The sequence below is a fragment of the Flavobacterium sp. PLA-1-15 genome, assembly GCF_049060005.1.
Classification (GTDB): domain Bacteria; phylum Bacteroidota; class Bacteroidia; order Flavobacteriales; family Flavobacteriaceae; genus Flavobacterium.
In genome coordinates this window covers 45,903-63,761 of record NZ_JBMGQS010000010.1, presented here as the reverse complement: position 1 = coordinate 63,761, position 17,859 = coordinate 45,903, and the positions used below count along the sequence as shown (strand labels likewise).

11 protein-coding genes are annotated in these 17,859 nt (G+C 37.9%); 1 reads left to right on the top strand and 10 read right to left on the bottom strand.

The genetic code is table 11. The annotated features are described in order from the left end of the window. Positions 1-82 precede the first annotated feature (82 nt). From ACI6PS_RS08230 to ACI6PS_RS08210, 5 genes are all read right to left on the bottom strand, one after another. Positions 83-5,050, bottom strand: a complete 4,968-nt coding sequence (locus tag ACI6PS_RS08230; RefSeq protein WP_421012077.1) for a fibronectin type III domain-containing protein — start codon at positions 5,048-5,050, stop codon at positions 83-85. Between the two features lie 241 nt (positions 5,051-5,291). After that, complete coding sequence (locus ACI6PS_RS08225; RefSeq protein WP_421012076.1) at positions 5,292-6,041, bottom strand: LytR/AlgR family response regulator transcription factor; 750 nt, start codon at positions 6,039-6,041, stop codon at positions 5,292-5,294. A gap of 6 nt (positions 6,042-6,047) precedes the next feature. Continuing rightward, positions 6,048-8,027 carry a tetratricopeptide repeat-containing sensor histidine kinase gene (locus tag ACI6PS_RS08220; RefSeq protein ID WP_421012075.1) on the bottom strand — a complete coding sequence of 660 codons (1,980 nt, stop codon included), beginning with the start codon at positions 8,025-8,027 and terminating at the stop codon, positions 6,048-6,050. 117 nt (positions 8,028-8,144) lie between these two features. Beyond that, entirely contained in the window at positions 8,145-9,386 is a 1,242-nt protein-coding gene (gene odhB, locus ACI6PS_RS08215; protein WP_421012074.1) for a 2-oxoglutarate dehydrogenase complex dihydrolipoyllysine-residue succinyltransferase, read from the bottom strand. A gap of 72 nt (positions 9,387-9,458) precedes the next feature. Then, entirely contained in the window at positions 9,459-12,236 is a 2,778-nt protein-coding gene (locus ACI6PS_RS08210) for a 2-oxoglutarate dehydrogenase E1 component (RefSeq protein WP_421012073.1), read from the bottom strand. A gap of 115 nt (positions 12,237-12,351) precedes the next feature. Between ACI6PS_RS08210 and ACI6PS_RS08205 the strand changes: the two genes are divergently transcribed. After that, positions 12,352-12,882, top strand: coding sequence for a hypothetical protein (locus tag ACI6PS_RS08205; protein ID WP_421012072.1), 531 nt, complete (start codon positions 12,352-12,354; stop codon positions 12,880-12,882). Here ACI6PS_RS08205 and ACI6PS_RS08200 read toward each other — a convergent pair. From ACI6PS_RS08200 to ACI6PS_RS08180, 5 genes are all read right to left on the bottom strand, one after another. Next, positions 12,866-13,219 carry a hypothetical protein gene (locus ACI6PS_RS08200; protein WP_421012071.1) on the bottom strand — a complete coding sequence of 118 codons (354 nt, stop codon included), beginning with the start codon at positions 13,217-13,219 and terminating at the stop codon, positions 12,866-12,868. The genes ACI6PS_RS08205 and ACI6PS_RS08200 overlap by 17 nt on opposite strands. Position 13,220: 1 nt before the next feature. Continuing rightward, positions 13,221-13,964 carry a hypothetical protein gene (locus ACI6PS_RS08195; protein WP_421012070.1) on the bottom strand — a complete coding sequence of 248 codons (744 nt, stop codon included), beginning with the start codon at positions 13,962-13,964 and terminating at the stop codon, positions 13,221-13,223. Between the two features lie 2 nt (positions 13,965-13,966). After that, the gene (locus tag ACI6PS_RS08190) at positions 13,967-14,941 is read right to left on the bottom strand and encodes a polyprenyl synthetase family protein (protein WP_421012069.1); all 975 of its coding nucleotides are present in this window, start codon (positions 14,939-14,941) and stop codon (positions 13,967-13,969) included. Positions 14,942-15,017: 76 nt separating this feature from the next. Beyond that, on the bottom strand, positions 15,018-16,886 hold the full coding sequence (locus ACI6PS_RS08185; protein ID WP_421012068.1) for an OmpA family protein: 1,869 nt from the start codon (positions 16,884-16,886) through the stop codon (positions 15,018-15,020). A 10-nt stretch (positions 16,887-16,896) separates the two neighbouring features. Continuing rightward, a complete protein-coding gene (locus ACI6PS_RS08180; protein ID WP_421012067.1) occupies positions 16,897-17,853 on the bottom strand; it encodes a type IX secretion system membrane protein PorP/SprF in 957 nt (318 codons plus the stop codon). Positions 17,854-17,859 lie beyond the last annotated feature (6 nt).

Sequence of the window (17,859 nt, the reverse complement as noted above, 5' to 3'; positions counted from 1 at the left end):
AAACTTTATCCGTAAAAAAAATCCCGCTTATGGCTAAGCGGGATTCTTCAGTATTATATCTAAAAACAGTAAATCGCTATTTTTAGTTTTTGATGATTTTTTCAGTTTTTACAATATCTCCAGCATTTACTTTTACCAAGTAGGCACCAGATGCTAAGTTAGACATATCAACAGTGATTTGATTTGAATTTGATGTTTTTATCAACACTTCTTGCCCCAATAAATTATAAATCGAAATCTTCGTAATTTCTCTCTCAAACGAAATGTTCAGTATATCTTTCACTGGGTTTGGATAAAATTTCATTGCTGTTGTTGCAAACTCTTCAACATCCAAACTAGGAGAACAAGCAATAGACACCAATGTCGAACTATTTACTGTTGAACCATTCCCTAATTTACCCGATCCGTTTGCACCGCATGCCGAAAGTGAACCATCTGTATGCAATGATACGGTATGCTCAGTTCCTCCTGCAACCATCTGATGGTTGTTCGAATTGGTCACTTGAATTGTATTGCTATTGGTGGTTGTTCCATTACCAAGTTGTCCAAAAAAGTTGTTACCACAAGACCACATGTTTCCAAAAGTTGTAGTTCCTGCTGTAAAATCAGATCCAGCAGTGATATTTTGAACCTGGTCAAAAACCGGATTCGGTGATGATTTCGAAACATTGGTATTATCTCCAAGTTGTCCCCACTGATTGTGTCCCCAAGTATACAGCACCCCATTTATTTTTAATGCAACGGAATGGTTTGCACCAGCTGCAACACTTTTCCAATCGGTTTCAGTACCAATTTGAACAGGAGAAAATCTAACGGCTGTAGTTCCGTCTCCCACTTGACCATAGGTATTGGTTCCCCAAGCCCACAACGTACCATTTGTTTTCGTAGCAACGGTATGAAGATTTCCTAAATCAACACTTTGCCAGTTGGTTGCTGTTCCTACTTGATATGGGGTAGTCTTATTATTCATTGTGCCATCACCAAATTGTGCATAACCGTTATAACCCCAAGCCCATAGCGTTCCATTTGTTTTTATTGCCAAAGTATTTACATCTCCCGCACAAACACTTTTCCAGTTCGTTGCTGATCCTATTTGAGTAGGGAAAAGTTTACCGGTGGTTGTTCCATCACCTAGCCTACTATTACCATTGATTCCCCATCCCCAAAGTGTTCCATTATTTTTAATGGCCATGGTATGTAATGTACCAGCGCTTACACTTTGCCAATCATTAGCAGTACCAATTTGAACCGGAGTTGATTTTGCAATTATAGTTCCATCCCCTAACTGCCCAAAATCATTTGCTCCCCATGCCCAAAGCGTTCCATCTGATCTAATAGCCATTGTATGGCTCATACCCGCACTAACACTTTGCCAGCATCCAGTAGTTGCAACAGCAGGTGTTGTAAAAGAACCTCCCGAAACCCAATTCGATTGTGTATTACCACAATTAGATTTTACCCAGAAATAATAGGTTGTGTTTGGCGTTAAATTACTTAAAACGGCAAATGTCTCCGTAGTAGTTCCTATGATTGCTCCTCCAGAAAAGGGATCATTAACAGTGCTGTAACAATAAATATAACCATTACTTGGTGCAGACGTTGGAGCTAGCCACGCAATATTATTCGATGTAGAACTCAAACCATCGTAGAATAGTTGTGTTGGAACATTACAACCTGAAGCCGCAGGTGTTGTAAACGAACCTCCAAAAGCCCATTCGCTGTCAGATGTAGTACAGTTCGATGACACCCACCAGTAGTAAGTAGTGTTTGGAGTTAAATTGTTTAATTCTGCATTTGTAGAAAAAGTACTTCCATAAATACCACCAACTCCAATTGTTGGGGTCGTATTATAGGCGTAAAAGTAACCTCCATTTGGTGCCGATGTTGATGGAATCCATCCGATTACGGCTGATGTTGAAGAAATTACTTCATTTCCAAAATTAGTTGGAGGATTACAAGAAGAGGCAGTAACACACTTTACAGAACGAATTCTGGACGTGCTTTGTATTCCACAACTTGAATCAGAGTTGATATGGTATCTTACAACTCCAGTTGTAGAAGCAGAATTCCAAATCAAAGGGGTCAATCCGCTTGCCAAAACCGAAGTTCCGTTAGCATTTGTAATCGTAATATAATCTGTAGCGATGGAACTTGTAAAGGTATATTGTTTATTTGTCAATACGTTTACATTAGAATACTCTCCAGCCCAAGCATTTTGTATAATTTGCTCAAAATTACCCGAACATGATGGCGTAAAAGTATCGACAGGATACAATCCATAATATGCACCATTACAAATTAAATTTGCAACTGTAGTAAAACTTCCTCCTGAAACCCAGGCACTTTTGGTTCCGTTACAGTTAGAGCGCACCCAGTAATAATAAGTTGTAGCTGCCGATAAACCATTTATGTATCCTACAATATTAGCAGTGCTTGTTTGGGTAGCATTAGTTGTAGCCAAAGGCGCAGTACTGCTTGTACTCATATAAATGTCGTATGAATTTGCCGCTGGTGTAGGAGAATTCCAAAACAATCTACAAGAATTAGAAGTAATGTTTGAAACCACTAAATTAGATGGCAAACCGCAACTTGATGTGGCAGTACATTGAATTGATTTAATTCTTCCGCTGTTTTGAATACCACAATTTACATTGGTATTAAGGTGGTATCTTACAACTCCAGCTGTAGCATTCGAATTCCAAACCAATGGCGAAGTTCCACTAGCCAATACCGACGTTCCTGAAGCGTTTGTAATGGTTATATAATCAGTAGCAATTGAGCTTGAAAAGGTATACTGATGATTAGACGTTACATTAACATTTGTATATTCTCCGGCCCAAGAATCTGTAGCAATTTGCTCAACATTTCCTGTACATACTGGTGTAAAAGTCGTCTCCGGATATAATCCGTAAATGGCACCGTTACAATTTAAAGCGGCAATAGTTGTAAAACTTCCTCCAGATACCCAAGCACTTTTGGTTCCATTACAATTAGAGCGTACCCAGTAATAATAAGTAGTAGATGATACTAAATTATTTAATGCTCCTACAATATTGCCATTGCTGGTTTGTGTTGCAGCTGTCGCAGCGAGTGGAGCTGTATTTGTAGTACTAACATAGATATCATAGGAATTAGCCACTGGCGTTGGCGCATTCCATGTCAATCTGCAAGAATTAGAAGTGATATTGGAAACCGCTAAAGCACTTGGCAATCCGCAACTTGCTGTTGCTGATGTACATTGAATGTATCGTGTTCTGTCTATATTTTGAATTCCACAATTAGAATCTGTGTGCAAATAATAGCGTATAACTCCTGAATAAGCTTGAGAAGCCCAACTCAAAGGCGAAGGTCCCGAAGCTAAAACTACATTTGAATCATTGGTTATCGTAATAAAATCTGTTGCAACTGAACTTGAAAAAGTATATTGTCTGTTGGCCAATATATTTACGTTGTTGTATTCACCAGCCCAAGCATTTATATTAATCTGTTCGATACTTCCAGAACATGACGGTGTATAGGCTGATGTAGGCCATTGACCATAATAGGCTTGATTACAACCTGCTAAAGCATTTGTAACAAAGTTTGTTACTAGTGACCAGGCGCTTTTCGCACCGCCACAATTTGACCGAACCCAACAGTAATAGGATGTTGCAGGCGATAAACCATTAGGAATGTTTACACTTGTAGTAGTACTTGTATAGGTGGCTGTCGTATTTGCACCCGGCGCAACACTACTTGTTGCCAAATAAACTTCATACCCTGAACTAGGTGCTGGTGTTGGTGCTGTCCAACCAATCAAACATGAAGTAGATCCTAAATTATAAATCATTGTATTTGTTGGAGCATTACAAGTAGTTACTACTTGTGGCGTATGAAACAAACCACCATATACCCAGCTGGATTGCTGTTCTCCACAAACTGAGGCAATCCACCAATGATAATCGGTGTTTGGTGTTAAATTACTTAAGGACAAAGATGTAGAAGCTGTAGCATTCTGAACACCGCCAAGTACGTTTGTGGTGTTATATCTAATTACATAACTACTTGGAGCTGGAACTGCCGCAGCCCAATTAAGAGAAGCAGTGGTTGAGGTAACATTTTGACTCCAAAACTGTGAAGGTGCATTACAAGTGGAAGCGATTGGTGTCATCTTTACCAAACCTAATTGCAATGTTCCTGCCCAAACTATCCCAGATGTTCCTGTTCTAACAGTACTTATGTAATTATCTGGCAAGCCTGAATTACCAGTGGTGTAAGAATAGCAATTCGTAAAATTTTGCAAGCCATCTCCTTGAAATGCAACCCAAACTTTATTAGCACTATCCACATCTACATCATTATATTGGTAACCTGCCAAACAAGAATTGCTTTGATATTGCATATTCAAAAAGGTTCCCGCCGTTGAATACGTCAAAAACCCATCACCAGTGGTAGCATAAATCGTATTGTTTTCTATGTGTAGGATCTTATACGTTCCTTGATCAATCAAGTTAAAATCAGTACCATTGAATTTATACATCATGTTGTCATTGGTTACCCAAACACCATTATTGCTATCTGTAGCCAGAGAGTTTATATTGGTTAAAGATGCGTAGGTAGTCCATGTAGTACCATTAAACTTTGTGAGCCCTGAAGAAGTTGCTACCCAAAGGTTATTCAAAGCATCTACTGCAATATCATTGATGGTATTATTAGGTAGTCCGGAATTGGAGGTTGTATAGTTGGTCCAAGTCGTGCCGTTATATCGAATAATTCCGTTACTTTCAGAAGCCATCCATTTTCTATTCAAACCATCAATTTCAATTTTTTTAATGGCGTTGGATGCAATGTTAGAGTTGTTAACTGTATAATTGGTAAAGGTGGTTCCGTTAAAAGTAGAAACGCCGCTGTAGGATGAAATCCATAACGTTCCATTGGCATCCATTTTAATATCGCCTATATAATTGCTTAGAATACCCGAATTGGAGGTATCATAAATCGTGTACTCGTAGTTTTGTGCAAAAGCAGAAAACGTTAAGAGCCATAATAATAAAAAGTAAATTTTTTTCATAAGTTGTTAATGGTGGTTTTTGTTAATGATTGATTGATGGTTTTTAAAAAAGCATACAAACGTAATTAATTATCTGGGATTACAAATAGCAAATCAGTAATGAAAATGTTAATATTTGATTCTCTAGAAATCGCAATACAATACTAAAACAATCAAAAAAGATAATTTTGAGCAATGAACTAACGTAACCAAATGAACAACTAACGTTGTGAAATGCTATACAACCGTATTTCATAAATGCTTAAATATTATCTAGCAGTACCAAGAATTCTTCTTTTTTTCGAACCGACAGTGGAATGGAAGTTTTATTTTTCATCACAATCGTGTTGCCTCCTTCTGATTTTATAAAATGATCAAAAAAAGCCAAGTTGATCAAGTGTGATTTATGGGTTCTAAAAAAATTATGCGGCGTCAACAGTGTTTCATATTCTTTCAAATTGGTAGAAACTACAAGAGACGGAGCATTGATAAAATAAAACGTAGTATAATTTTTATCCGATTCGCAGTTGACGATGTCTTGAATATTGATGGAATAAATTTTATCTGCTGTTTTTAGAATCAGTTTTTGCAGGTTTTTTGGACGCTCCAGATTTGCAAATAAATTGTGGAGTTTCATATCGAAAACTTCTTTGCTCAAGGCATCTTCAGCTTTCTTCACGGCTTCTGCCAATTCTTTTCTGTCTAATGGTTTCAACAAATAATCAATTGCCGAAAAACGAAAGGCTCTGATGGCAAAGTCTTCATAACCCGTAATAAAAATGACTTTAAAAGAAATTGGACCAAGCTTTTGTAATAAATCAAAACCGGTTCCATCAGGCATTTCAACGTCAAGAAAAACCAAATCAGGGTCAAGCTGTCTGATTAATTTTATTCCCGAATCAACAGAATCTGCTTGACCAATAATTGAAACGGTAGGACAAGAAGATTTGATTATAGCTATATTCTCTTTCCTGATTTTTTCGATGTCGTCAATAACAATGGCTCTTAGCATGGCTGGTTAGTTTTCATAAATATAAGGAATTTCAAAAACAACTTTTGCTCCTGCGATAGTACCATCCGGATGGATTAGGTTTTCGGTTTGCACCTCAAAATCTTTGTTTTTCATATAGGTAACCAAGCGTTCTTTGATAATGTTCATTGCCAATGATTTGTGTTGGGATACTTTTTTATCGGTGTCAAATCCCTTTCCGTTATCCATAACCTCAAAAAACAGTTGATCATTTTTTAAGTAAAAATGAACGTTTATTTTCCCATTTTCTAACTTGTTGCTCAAGCCGTGTTTGATACCGTTTTCTATAAAAGGCTGGGCAAGCATTGGAGGCAAGAATATCGATTCTTGGTCAATTCCTTCCTCTACATTAATGTTGTAGCTGAATTTATTATCATATAAAAGCTGTTGAATGGAAAGATAATTTTCAAGCATTTCAACCTCTTCTGCTAAGGAAATATAATTTTCATTTGAGTTTTCGAGAATCTGTCTTGTTAGTCTAGAAAATCGGTCCAAATAATCCACTGCTTCATTGTTTTGATGGTTGTTAATCAATGCCCTGATGTTTTGTATTGAGTTGAATATAAAATGTGGATTCATCTGGCTGATGAGCAGTTTTTGTTTAATTTGGTTTTTCTCCAAAGTATCAATGGCTTGTTTTTGTTTGTTGTTTCGGTAATAAAAATATCCCCCAAACAACACTAGCATCAATGCTCCTGAAAGTCCAATGAGCAAATTATTCTGGGTTGCCTCTTTCTGCTGAGCCTGCAACTTTAAGGCATCAATTTTCTTCTCCTGAAGTAATTTATTGAGTTTTTCCTTATTTTCATAATCATATTGGAGCTGTTTCTTGAGGAGTGTTTCCTTGTTCAAGTCGGCCTTGATACTGTCTTTAATTAACGTGTTTAGCTCCTTCATTTCAAAAGCCTTATCGTATTGTTTTTTGGCCTTGTATAAATCAACCAGATAATCTGTGGCTTCTTTTTGAAATTTTAAATTCTTGATCTTTTTTCCGTTCTCTAAACCTTTTAACAAATGGATTTCAGCCTTATCAAAAGCATTCAACTTGATGTACACTTTTCCAATCGAAATTTGACTTTTGGCCTGTTTCTCCAGCTTTTCAGATGCTGAATAAGAGTTTTGAAGATAGCCTAATGCTTTATTATAGTTTGCATTACACACAATTTCAAACTGTCCCATCTCATAATAAGCCTCAGAAATAGAATCGAAATCATTAATTTCTTTAGCCAGCTTTAAAGCTTTTAACAGATAGGACTCCGACAATTTACAGTCTTTGAGTTCTTGATAACATTTACTTATATTTTTAAAAAGCAATACTTTTTGAATGTTATCCTGAAGCAGTAAATCCTCATTTTTAAAATAAATATCATACGTTTTAAGGTAGAATTTAAGTGCCTCTTTGTATTTTTTTTGATCGTTATATAAATTAGCGATGGTTTGGGTAGCATAAGAAATCCCTGAAGGATGTTTCTCTTCCTCAAAAATGCGCAAGGCTTTGAAATTATTGGCTGTTGCTGTTTCTGCACTGCCTATTTTATTATACAACACACCTAAACTTATCAGCACCGAAGCCTTATAAATTCGATGTTTTTTTGCCTCAAAATAAGGCAAACTCATATTCAAGTACTTTATTGCCGAAATATAATCGTTGTATTGTACCTGAAATCCTTTCTGAACATAATGCTGTCCGATAGCGGAAACAGCATTGAGCCTGGAAGCTTCATCTAGATTTTTTTGCTTTAATAGGTTTTCTGCTATCTCTTTGAATTGATCATTATAAAGGCTGTATTCCTTTGAGGTACTTTCAACGCTATTTACAATATTGGCAAGAACTTGTAATTTAGTTGTATCAGGTATTTTTGTTTGGAGTATGTTCTTTAAAGAATCTAATTTCTTTTCCTGAGAATTGACGTTTAGGGCAAAAAGGAAAACGAATAGTAAAGTGATTTTTTTGATGATGGGGCACATTTCTTTTTTATAATGGGTGCCGTAAAAATAGCAAATAAAATGAAATACTTTTAACGAAAAAAAATCCCAAATTCTAATCGAATTTGGGATTTTCAAATTGTAAAAACTTAAGTTTGCTTATAGTTCCAATGCTTTTTTGGCATCTCCATTCATCAGCAATTCAACTGGGTTTTCCAATGCCTCTTTTACAGCCACAAGGAAACCAACTGATTCACGACCGTCGATGATTCTGTGGTCATAAGAAAGTGCCACATACATCATTGGGTGAATTTCCACTTTACCGTTCACGGCAATCGGACGCTCGATGATGTTGTGCATTCCCAAGATTCCAGACTGTGGAGGGTTGATGATTGGCGTAGAAAGCATGCTTCCGAAAACACCACCGTTTGTAATGGTAAATGTTCCACCTGTCATATCATCAACCGTAATTTGTCCGTCTCTAGCTTTTAGAGCCAAACGTTTGATTTCAGCTTCAACACCTCTAAAAGTAAGGTTCTCAGCGTTTCTCACCACAGGAACCATCAATCCTTTAGGACCTGAAACTGCGATAGAAATATCAGCAAAATCATAAGAGATTTTCTCATTCCCGTCGATCATAGAGTTTACATCTGGGAACAATTCCAACGCTCTTGTTACCGCTTTCGTGAAGAAAGACATATAACCCAAGCTCACACCACCGTGTTTTGCCTTGAATGCATCTTTATATTCATTACGCACGTTGTTGATTGGCGTCATGTTTACTTCATTGAAAGTAGTCAACATTGCCGTTTCGTTTTTAGCCGCTACTAAACGCTCTGCTACTTTTCTACGCAACATTGATAATTTCGTACGGTTTGAACCACGGTTTCCTCCTGTTGGAGTTCCCATAGAAGGCACTGCATTTACAGCATCGTCTTTTGTTACTCTACCGTCTTTTCCAGTTCCTTTTACCTCAGTGGCTGCAATTCCTTTTTCGTCAAGGATTTTTCTAGCCGCCGGAGATGGTGTTCCAGAAGCATAAGAAGTTGGTGCTGGAGCCGCTTTAGGAGCTTCTGCCTTTTTCTCTTCTGCTTTTGGCGCTTCAGCCTTAGGAGCTTCTTCTTTCTTTTCTTCTTTTGCTGGAGCGTCACCTGCTGGCTTGGCAGCATCCGTATCGATATGACACACTACTTGGCCAACTTTTACAGCATCGCCTTCTTCTGCTTTTAGCGTAATGATTCCGCTTGCTTCAGCTGGCAATTCCAAGGTTGCCTTGTCAGAATCAACTTCTGCAATTGCCTGGTCTTTTTCTACATAATCGCCATCTTTTACTAACCAAGTTGCGATTTCAACTTCTGTGATGGACTCTCCTGGTGAAGGAACTTTCATTTCTAAAATCATCTGTATATAATTTTATGGTGTTTTTATTGTATTGTTTATCTGTTCAAAATTACGGTTTTTAGTTTTAAATCTTTAATTAAAAAGATCCTTATCAAAAACCATTGCAATTGCCGCAGCATGACGTTTCTTAGAACGTGCATAACTTCCTGCCGCTGGTGCGCTATAAGCCTTTAATGAAGCAACTCTCAACTTAACCAAGTCGAAATTCATCAACATAAAGCTGTAAGCCCCCATATTTCTTGGTTCTTCCTGAGCCCAAACGAAATCATCTGCATTCGGGTAAGAAGCAATGATTGCTTTCAATTGCTCCACCGGCAATGGGAACAACTGCTCGATTCTTACCAAGGCAACATCCGTTCTACCGTTTGTTTCTCTTTCTGCCAATAAATCATAATAGAACTTACCTGTACAGAACACCAATGTTTTAACCGCTTCTTTATCAACCGTGTTGTCGTCTATTGTCTCTTGGAACGTTCCGTTTGCAAATTCATCTACTGATGAAACCACCAATGGATGACGCAACAAACTCTTCGGTGTAAACACGATAAGAGGCTTTCTGAACGTTGTTTTCATTTGTCTTCTCAACAAGTGGAAGAAGTTGGCTGGTGTAGTACAATCTGCAACATACATGTTTTCGTTGGCACACATTTGCAGGTAACGCTCCATTCTAGCTGAAGAGTGCTCCGCTCCTTGTCCTTCGTAACCGTGTGGCAATAGCATTACCAAACCGTTTTGGTTGTTCCATTTGTCTTCTGCGGCAGAGATGTATTGGTCCAACATAATTTGAGCTCCGTTAGAAAAATCTCCAAATTGTGCTTCCCAGATGGTCAATGTTTTTGGGCTTGCCAAGGCATAACCGTAATCAAACCCTACCACTCCATATTCTGAAAGCAAGGAATTGAATACATTGAATTTACCTTTTTGGTCCTTCAATTGCTGCAATAGGATTACTTCTTCTTCAGAATCTTCTACTTTTACAACAGCGTGACGGTGCGAGAAGGTTCCTCTCTCAACATCCTGACCTGAAATACGAACATCATAACCTTCAACAGTTAAGGAACCGTACGCCAATAATTCGGCCATAGCCCAATCCAATTTATCAGTTTCGAAAAACATTGTCTTCCTGTCGTTGATCAATTTCTGGATCTTGCTGATGAATTTTTTATCCGATGGCAATTCGGTAATTACTTTTGCAATTTCCGTCAAACCTTCTTTTGGGAATGTTGTATCTACTTTTCGGAGCATTTCTGAAGCATCTGCCTGATAAAAACCTTCCCATTCGTTTTGCATAAACGGTGTGATCACCGTCAAGTCTTTCTTGCGGGAAGCTTCCAGATTTTCTTCTAGAACTGCTTTGTATTTTTCTTCCAAGCCTTTTACATAACCTCCGTCAATGATACCGTCTGCCAATAATTTCTCAGCATAAATGTCTCTTGGGTTTTTATGTTTCGCTAGAAGCTTGTATAATTTTGGCTGGGTAAAACGTGGCTCATCACCTTCGTTGTGCCCATATTTTCTGTATCCTAATAAATCGATAAATACATCGCTACCAAATTGCATTCTGTAGTCCAAAGCAAAAAGCATGGCGTGAACAACAGCCTCTGTATCATCAGCATTAACGTGTAAAACTGGCGATAACGTTACTTTTGCGATGTCTGTACAATACGTTGATGAACGAGCGTCAAGGTAGTTCGTCGTAAATCCAACTTGGTTGTTGATTACGATATGGATTGTTCCTCCTGTCTTGTAACCGTCCAACTGCGCCATTTGAACAATCTCGTAAACGATACCTTGTCCAGCAACAGCAGCATCTCCGTGCAATGCGATTGGCAATACTTTTGAAGCATCTTCTGGGTAGTAACGATCCTGTTTAGCACGTGTGATTCCCTCGATAACCGCTCCAACTGTTTCCAAGTGGGAAGGGTTTGGTGCAAGGTTAATGTTGATGCTTTTTCCTGATTTGGTTTTTCTGTCAGATGTTAATCCCAAGTGGTATTTTACGTCACCATCAAAAAGGGCATCGTCGTCGTAGTCTTTTCCGTCAAATTCAGAGAAGATGTCCTGGGTATTTTTTCCAAAGATGTTTGCCAAAACGTTCAAACGACCACGGTGTGCCATACCCATCACGAATTGCTCCACTCCTTTTTCGGCAGCGGCATCAATCAAGGCGTCAAGACCAGGAATCAATGACTCTCCACCTTCTAATGAGAAACGTTTCTGACCTACGTATTTGGTATGCAAGAAGTTCTCGAAAGAAACGGCTTCGTTGAGTTTTCCAAGAATGTTCTTTTTTTCTTCTGCAGAAAATTTTGGGATGTTATCGTTGTACCCGATTTTGTCCTGGATCCATTGGATTACTTCAGGTTTACGGATGTACATATATTCAACACCGATGGATTGGCAGTAGATCTTATCCAAGTGGCCTAGGATTTCCTGCAACGTACAAGGTGCGATTTTTATAGCTTTTGCGGCATCGAAAACCACGTTCAAATCAGCTTGCGAAAGACCGAAGTTTTCTAAATCTAAATTTGGACTGTAAGTTCTTCTGTCGCGAACAGGATTTGTCTTGGTAAACAAGTGCCCACGGGTTCTGTATGCGTCGATCAATTTTAAAACATTGAACTCTTTTTGAAGTTTGTCCGAAACGATTGAACAATCCTGACCTTCAGCGACAGCCGTCGCGATTTGCACTGCGGGACTTTCATCGTTATAGGTTGCGGTACCAAAATCGAATCCTTGAAAGAAACTTCTCCAGCTTGGCTCTACGCTGTCAGGATTCTCTAGATATTGGTCGTATAATTCGGCGAAAAACTCTGTGTGAGCTGCGTTTAAAAAGGAAAACCTATCCATAATATTTGTTGAATGTCCTAATTTGTTAAAAATATTTTTGCAAAAGTACGATAATTGGAACAATGTAGTAATTATTTTATACATTTATGACTTAAACTTATCATAAAATTGAGCCATGAAATCATATCATCTGAACAAATTGACAAAAATTGGAGGTATTGTTATTTTTACCTTGTTTTCATCATTTGCTTATGCTCAAAACAATCCTTTGGACCAAGGCGATTTTTGGAGCAGGGTTCGTTTTGGAGGCGGATTAGGACTGGGAATTGGTTCTGGATACACCGATATTATGGTTGCTCCAAGTGCGGTATACGATTTCAATGAATATTTCTCAGCTGGATTGGGATTACAGGGAAGTTATGTAAAATCTAGGAATTTTTTTGAATCGTATATTTATGGTGCCAGCGTGATTGGCTTATTCAATCCAATAAATGAGATTCAGCTTTCGGCAGAATTGGAGCAGGTTCGCGTGAACCTTACTTATGATAATGAATTCAAGGAAAATTTTTGGAATACTGCTTTGTTTTTAGGAGCGGGTTATCGGGCAGAAAATATAACAATTGGCGTTCGTTATAATGTCTTGCATGATGAGGACAGGAATGTTTATAATGATGCGTTTATGCCGTTTGTTAGAATCTATTTCTAAACCAGACTTTCATCCATTCCCTTTTTAAAATCAAAAAAGAAACCTGTTCGGATAAATCCACCAAATCCGAGCCATCCAATTGTTTTATCTGGTCTTCGGGAACGTCAATGATGTAAAGAAGATTAAGATATTCGGCAAATTTGTATTGAATCAAACGATAGATTTTCTCGTGCAACTGAATCTTCAATTCATTTGGAGAGGTACTTGCAGGAAAATCGATGGCTTCGTTTGCCAAATTGAAATCCTTGTTGATTTGTTCAATCAGTTTCGGATACAGGTTTTCGCTTTCGGCTTCGGAAAGTAGCAAATCGGTTGATTTTGGCGCAATGAAACTCATCTTACAAAGGTATTTGATTTGCTTTTCTTTTTTCCCAAAGTTGCACTATTTTAGCCAGCAATACATCGCCACCGGCATAAAAAAATACGGCTCCCATTGGCGGATTGGCGGTTGGAATCGTGTTGAAGGTTTTCGGAACCCAGATCCAACATTGAAAATAAGTACCGAGCAATTCGATATAAATCACGCAGAGTGCAATGAAATAATACAGGTTCTGCCATCTTTTTCGCTTTAGAAGTAAAAAGAAGAAAACACCAAATACTACTGAAAACATATCATTCCTAAAAAACCCTACTCCCAAGAATAGTAGTGCAAATCCAATTGCAAAAAACTTTTTAAGCATATTATCCTTTGCAACAGCCCAATTTGTATGTGCAAAAATATAGCCCGAGGCATATACAATGGCATGTCCAAAAGGAACATAGAGCGGAATGGCTTCTGTACGATAAGCATAAAAATCCAAACCTTTGCAGAAAATAATTTCGCCCAGATACGAAAGCGGTACCATTACGAACATCAATTTCCGCAGGTGTGCATCGGCACAATAGAAGAATGACAAAAAATAGGTGATGCCCATGAAATTGGTTAGCAATCTTCCGTCAAAGTAATGCTGATGAAAGACAACCGAATCGATCCACAAAGCCAAAATGGTAAACGGCAAAAAGCCCCAAGCAAAAAACTGTTGGTTTCTGATGCTCGGATTGTCGTTCTTGAATATTTTATCTGCTAATGAAATCGTCTTCAATATTAAACTTTTCTTCCCATTAAGTTCTCTCCAAACGATTTAAGAATTTCCTTTTTCTCGTTGTCGATGTTTATTTTTTGGAGTGTTTCAAAGGCTTTAAGTGTAAATTCCTGTATGGCTTTTTGGGTAACTTCAGAAGCATCAGTGGCATTGAAAATTTGTTTTACCGAATTGATTTTCTCTGTATTGTCCGCTGGATGGATGGAAAACAAATGCATCAATTCTTCTTTTTGTTCTGCATTGGCAAATTCCTGCGCTTTGAGGTAGAGATAGGTTTTTTTGTTTTCGATGATATCACCGCCTACCTGTTTTCCGAAGGTTTCCGGATCTCCAAAGGCATCTAAATAATCGTCCTGTAATTGAAAGGCCAGACCTAAATTGAGTCCGAAATCATATATCAGCTTACAGTTTTCTTCAGAAGTTTCGGCAATTATGGCACCCATTTTCATGGCTGCAGCGACTAAAACAGCGGTCTTGTATTCAATCATTTTCAAATATTCGGGAATGGTTACGTCCTCACGATTCTCAAAATCGACATCCCATTGCTGTCCTTCGCAAACTTCGATGGCAGTTTTGCTAAAGAGTTTTGCCAAATCCCGGAAAACTTCCGGCTCATAGCGTTCAAAATATTGGTAGGCCAGTATCAGCATTGCATCACCAGAAAGGATTCCCGTATTGAGGTTCCATTTTTCGTGAACAGTTTCTTTCCCTCTTCTTAAAGGGGCATCGTCCATAATATCGTCGTGTACCAGTGAAAAATTATGAAAAACTTCTACAGCCAAAGCAGCCGGCAAAGCTTCCTTATAATTTGTTCCAAAAATTTCTGCAGTCATCAAGGTCAAAACCGGACGGATACGTTTTCCTCCTAGCGAAAGAATGTATTCTATAGGCTCGTAAAGATTTCTAGGTTCTCTCTTTTGGGCTTGATCCTCTAAATAGGTAGAAATAAAATCCTGGTATTGATAAATGGAATGCATAAGATAATTTTTGGCTAAATTAAGCTATTTACGTGGGTCTTCCAATGTCTTTGCTATTGGAAATTCTGAATAGTCCTTATTTTAAGATAATGAATTCGCACCTACGGTTGATGGAGTGTTCTGTCTCGGTACAGTCGTCACCGCACTTTATGAGTTGTACTCTTTCGCCATAACCTTTGGATTTGACCCTTGATCGTTGTATGCCATTTTCTACAAGAAATTCCAAAGCTGCACTGGCTCTATTATGAGACAATCTTAAATTATAAACATCTGAAGCACGGGAATCTGTATGCGCGCCCAGTTCAATTTCCATACGTGGATATTTTTTCATAATATCAACCAAAACCGTCAAGGTACTGGCGGCTTCAGGCTTTATATCCCATTTATTAAAATCAAAATAAATGTTTTCTAGTTCTATATAAACCAATCCATCATCCTTTTTGACAATAATTTCTTCGGAATCTTCGTAGGACTCTATTTCCAGTTCGATATTGAAACGAATCTGACCATCGTCTTTTGTTTCGAAATTTATTGTTTTTGAAGCATAGAAATCTCTTTCGGCCACAATCTTATATTTCTTGTTAGGCTCAGAATTAAACACATAATCGGCATCTTTCCCTACTACTATTTGAACAATGAGCTTGTCTTCTTCATCATACAGTTTCACAACAGTTCCAGGAAGTAATTCCTTGGTGTTCTTGTCGCGCACATCACCTTCAATTGTAAAACGCCTTGGATTTACACTTCGTTCAAAAGCAAACAAATCATCTCCTCCATCTCGATTGGATGAAAAATAACCTAAGCTGTCTGCATCTTTTAGAACATACGAAAAATCATCTCTTCCCGTATTTATTGTTTCGCCAAGATTTACAGGCTTTGCATATACATCGTCATAAGCACGCGCCATGAATATATCCAAACCTCCCATACCTTGGTGGCCATCAGAGGCAAAATACAAAGTATTGTCATCAGCAATAAAAGGAAACTGCTCACGATGCTCGGTGTTGACATTGTTGCCTATGTTTACAGGCTCTCCATAAGTTCCATCGTCTTTTATATCTACATAATAAATATCAAAAGAACCTAGGGAATCGGGCTTGTCACTCGAAAAATATATTCTTTTTTCATCCGGGCTCAAAGCTGGGTGCTGTGTCGAATATTGATCACTCGAAAAAGGCATTTCGATGACATTTGTCCACACATCATTCACTAATTCTGCCCTAAAAATTTTCACTGATGCAAAGACCTCACCGCCTACCTCAACACGCTTATCGCTGGTTCTGTTAAAGTACATTGTTTTTTTATCTTTGGTGAAAACAGCTGAGCTTTCGTGTGTTGCAGTATTGATTTCTTTTGGTAAAGGTTTGATATTTTCAAGCATACCATCTTTTGAAATGGTCGCTTCAAAAAGGTCCAGATAAGGTTTTCCGTTCCAATGGTATTTAGGACTGGTAGCGCTTCGCAGAGAGGCAAAAATGATCTTATCCTCATAGATAGAAATACCAAAATCGCCATCGGAGTTTTTGGATAATTTTTTAACCGAATAATTGTAAGGTACGATACTGTTGAGATGTTCCTTGAATTTTTTTGTATCTACTGTAAATCCACGGTATTTAGACATCATCAGATCTGCCCTTTCGCTATTGTTAATTCCGTTCAAGACGTGTGCATATCGGAAATAATACTCTGGTTTTACACTATCTTTATAGGTAGAGATTAAATTTGCATAAGGCTTCTCGGCAAAATTCATTTCGTTATTAAAATAGTAGCAATCTCCCAAATTCTGTAGTACATGCTGTCCCAAACCTAATTTTTCATATATTTTGGCTGCTTCTACATAGGCTTTGTCTGCAAAAAGCTTGTCTGCTTTTTTGATATTATTTTTCTGAGCCAAAAGCATTTGACTGATAAGAACAAGTAATAATAGATAGGTATTTCTTTTCATTATCAATGTTTTAGAAGAATCGAGGAGATTTGTCGTAGCCTTTATTATCGTCTTTTTTGTCCTTGTTTTTACTGATATCAAATAATACCATAATTTCATGTGATCCAGAACTGAATCGACCAAGGTTTGACAAAATGTGATCATAGGCATAGCCAACCCTCAGTACTGGAGAAATTCTAAAATTAATCAATCCACTTACAGCGTCATCCACTCGGTATCCAACTCCAAGTTCTAACTTATTGTTGATTAAGAAATTTGAAGTGATATCAAATGCCATTGGAACTCCTCCCGAAACTGCCCTTGCCATAAATGCAGGCTTGTATTTTAGATTCTCATTCAAATTAAATACATATCCTCCGGTAATAAAATAATGAACAGCTTCAACACCTGTCCTTACGATGCCCTGCTGACGCTCCAAATGTGTAGTTGTTAGCAAATTTGGGCTTGACAATCCTACGTAGTAGTTTTCTCCAAAATAAAAAGTTCCGACTCCAATATTGGGAAAGACCTTGCTTGTATTATTGGCAAAAGCGGGATCTGGCAAGTCATCGGAATAGACAAAACCATTAAAATTAGTGCTGAAAAAAGTGGCCCCTGCTTTGATACCGAATGAAATCTTACTTTTTTCATTTACGTTTAAGACATAAGCAAAATCGGCATATACGCTCGTTTCTTTTACTACATCTCCAATTTGATCATGAACTACCGACAGACCGGCTTCGACTTTTTTTGCTAAAGGTGTATGCGCAAAAAAAGTTCCGGTTGAAGGACCGCCTTCTGAACCGACCCATTGAGCCCTATACAGAGCTCCAAAATTCATATCCCCAGAATCCGTAGCATAACCGGGGTTAATGATACTCATATTATACATGTATTGTGTAAATTGAGGATCTTGTTGTGCATTTCCTTTAAAAGAAAACAGCAACAATGCCATTACAGTACAATATCTTATTATTATTTTTATCATATCATC

What these genes read in the sequence shown, in the direction of transcription:
- ACI6PS_RS08225 (WP_421012076.1), bottom strand. Translation starts at nt 6,041, where the DNA reads ATGCTAAGAGCCATTGTTATTGACGACATCGAAAAAATCAGGAAAGAG.
- ACI6PS_RS08200 (WP_421012071.1), bottom strand. Translation starts at nt 13,219, where the DNA reads ATGAGTTTCATTGCGCCAAAATCAACCGATTTGCTACTTTCCGAAGCC.
- odhB (WP_421012074.1), bottom strand. Translation starts at nt 9,386, where the DNA reads ATGATTTTAGAAATGAAAGTTCCTTCACCAGGAGAGTCCATCACAGAA.
- ACI6PS_RS08220 (WP_421012075.1), bottom strand. Translation starts at nt 8,027, where the DNA reads ATGTGCCCCATCATCAAAAAAATCACTTTACTATTCGTTTTCCTTTTT.
- ACI6PS_RS08190 (WP_421012069.1), bottom strand. Translation starts at nt 14,941, where the DNA reads ATGCATTCCATTTATCAATACCAGGATTTTATTTCTACCTATTTAGAG.
- ACI6PS_RS08185 (WP_421012068.1), bottom strand. Translation starts at nt 16,886, where the DNA reads ATGAAAAGAAATACCTATCTATTATTACTTGTTCTTATCAGTCAAATG.
- ACI6PS_RS08210 (WP_421012073.1), bottom strand. Translation starts at nt 12,236, where the DNA reads ATGGATAGGTTTTCCTTTTTAAACGCAGCTCACACAGAGTTTTTCGCC.
- ACI6PS_RS08230 (WP_421012077.1), bottom strand. Translation starts at nt 5,050, where the DNA reads ATGAAAAAAATTTACTTTTTATTATTATGGCTCTTAACGTTTTCTGCT.
- ACI6PS_RS08205 (WP_421012072.1), top strand. Translation starts at nt 12,352, where the DNA reads ATGAAATCATATCATCTGAACAAATTGACAAAAATTGGAGGTATTGTT.
- ACI6PS_RS08180 (WP_421012067.1), bottom strand. Translation starts at nt 17,853, where the DNA reads ATGATAAAAATAATAATAAGATATTGTACTGTAATGGCATTGTTGCTG.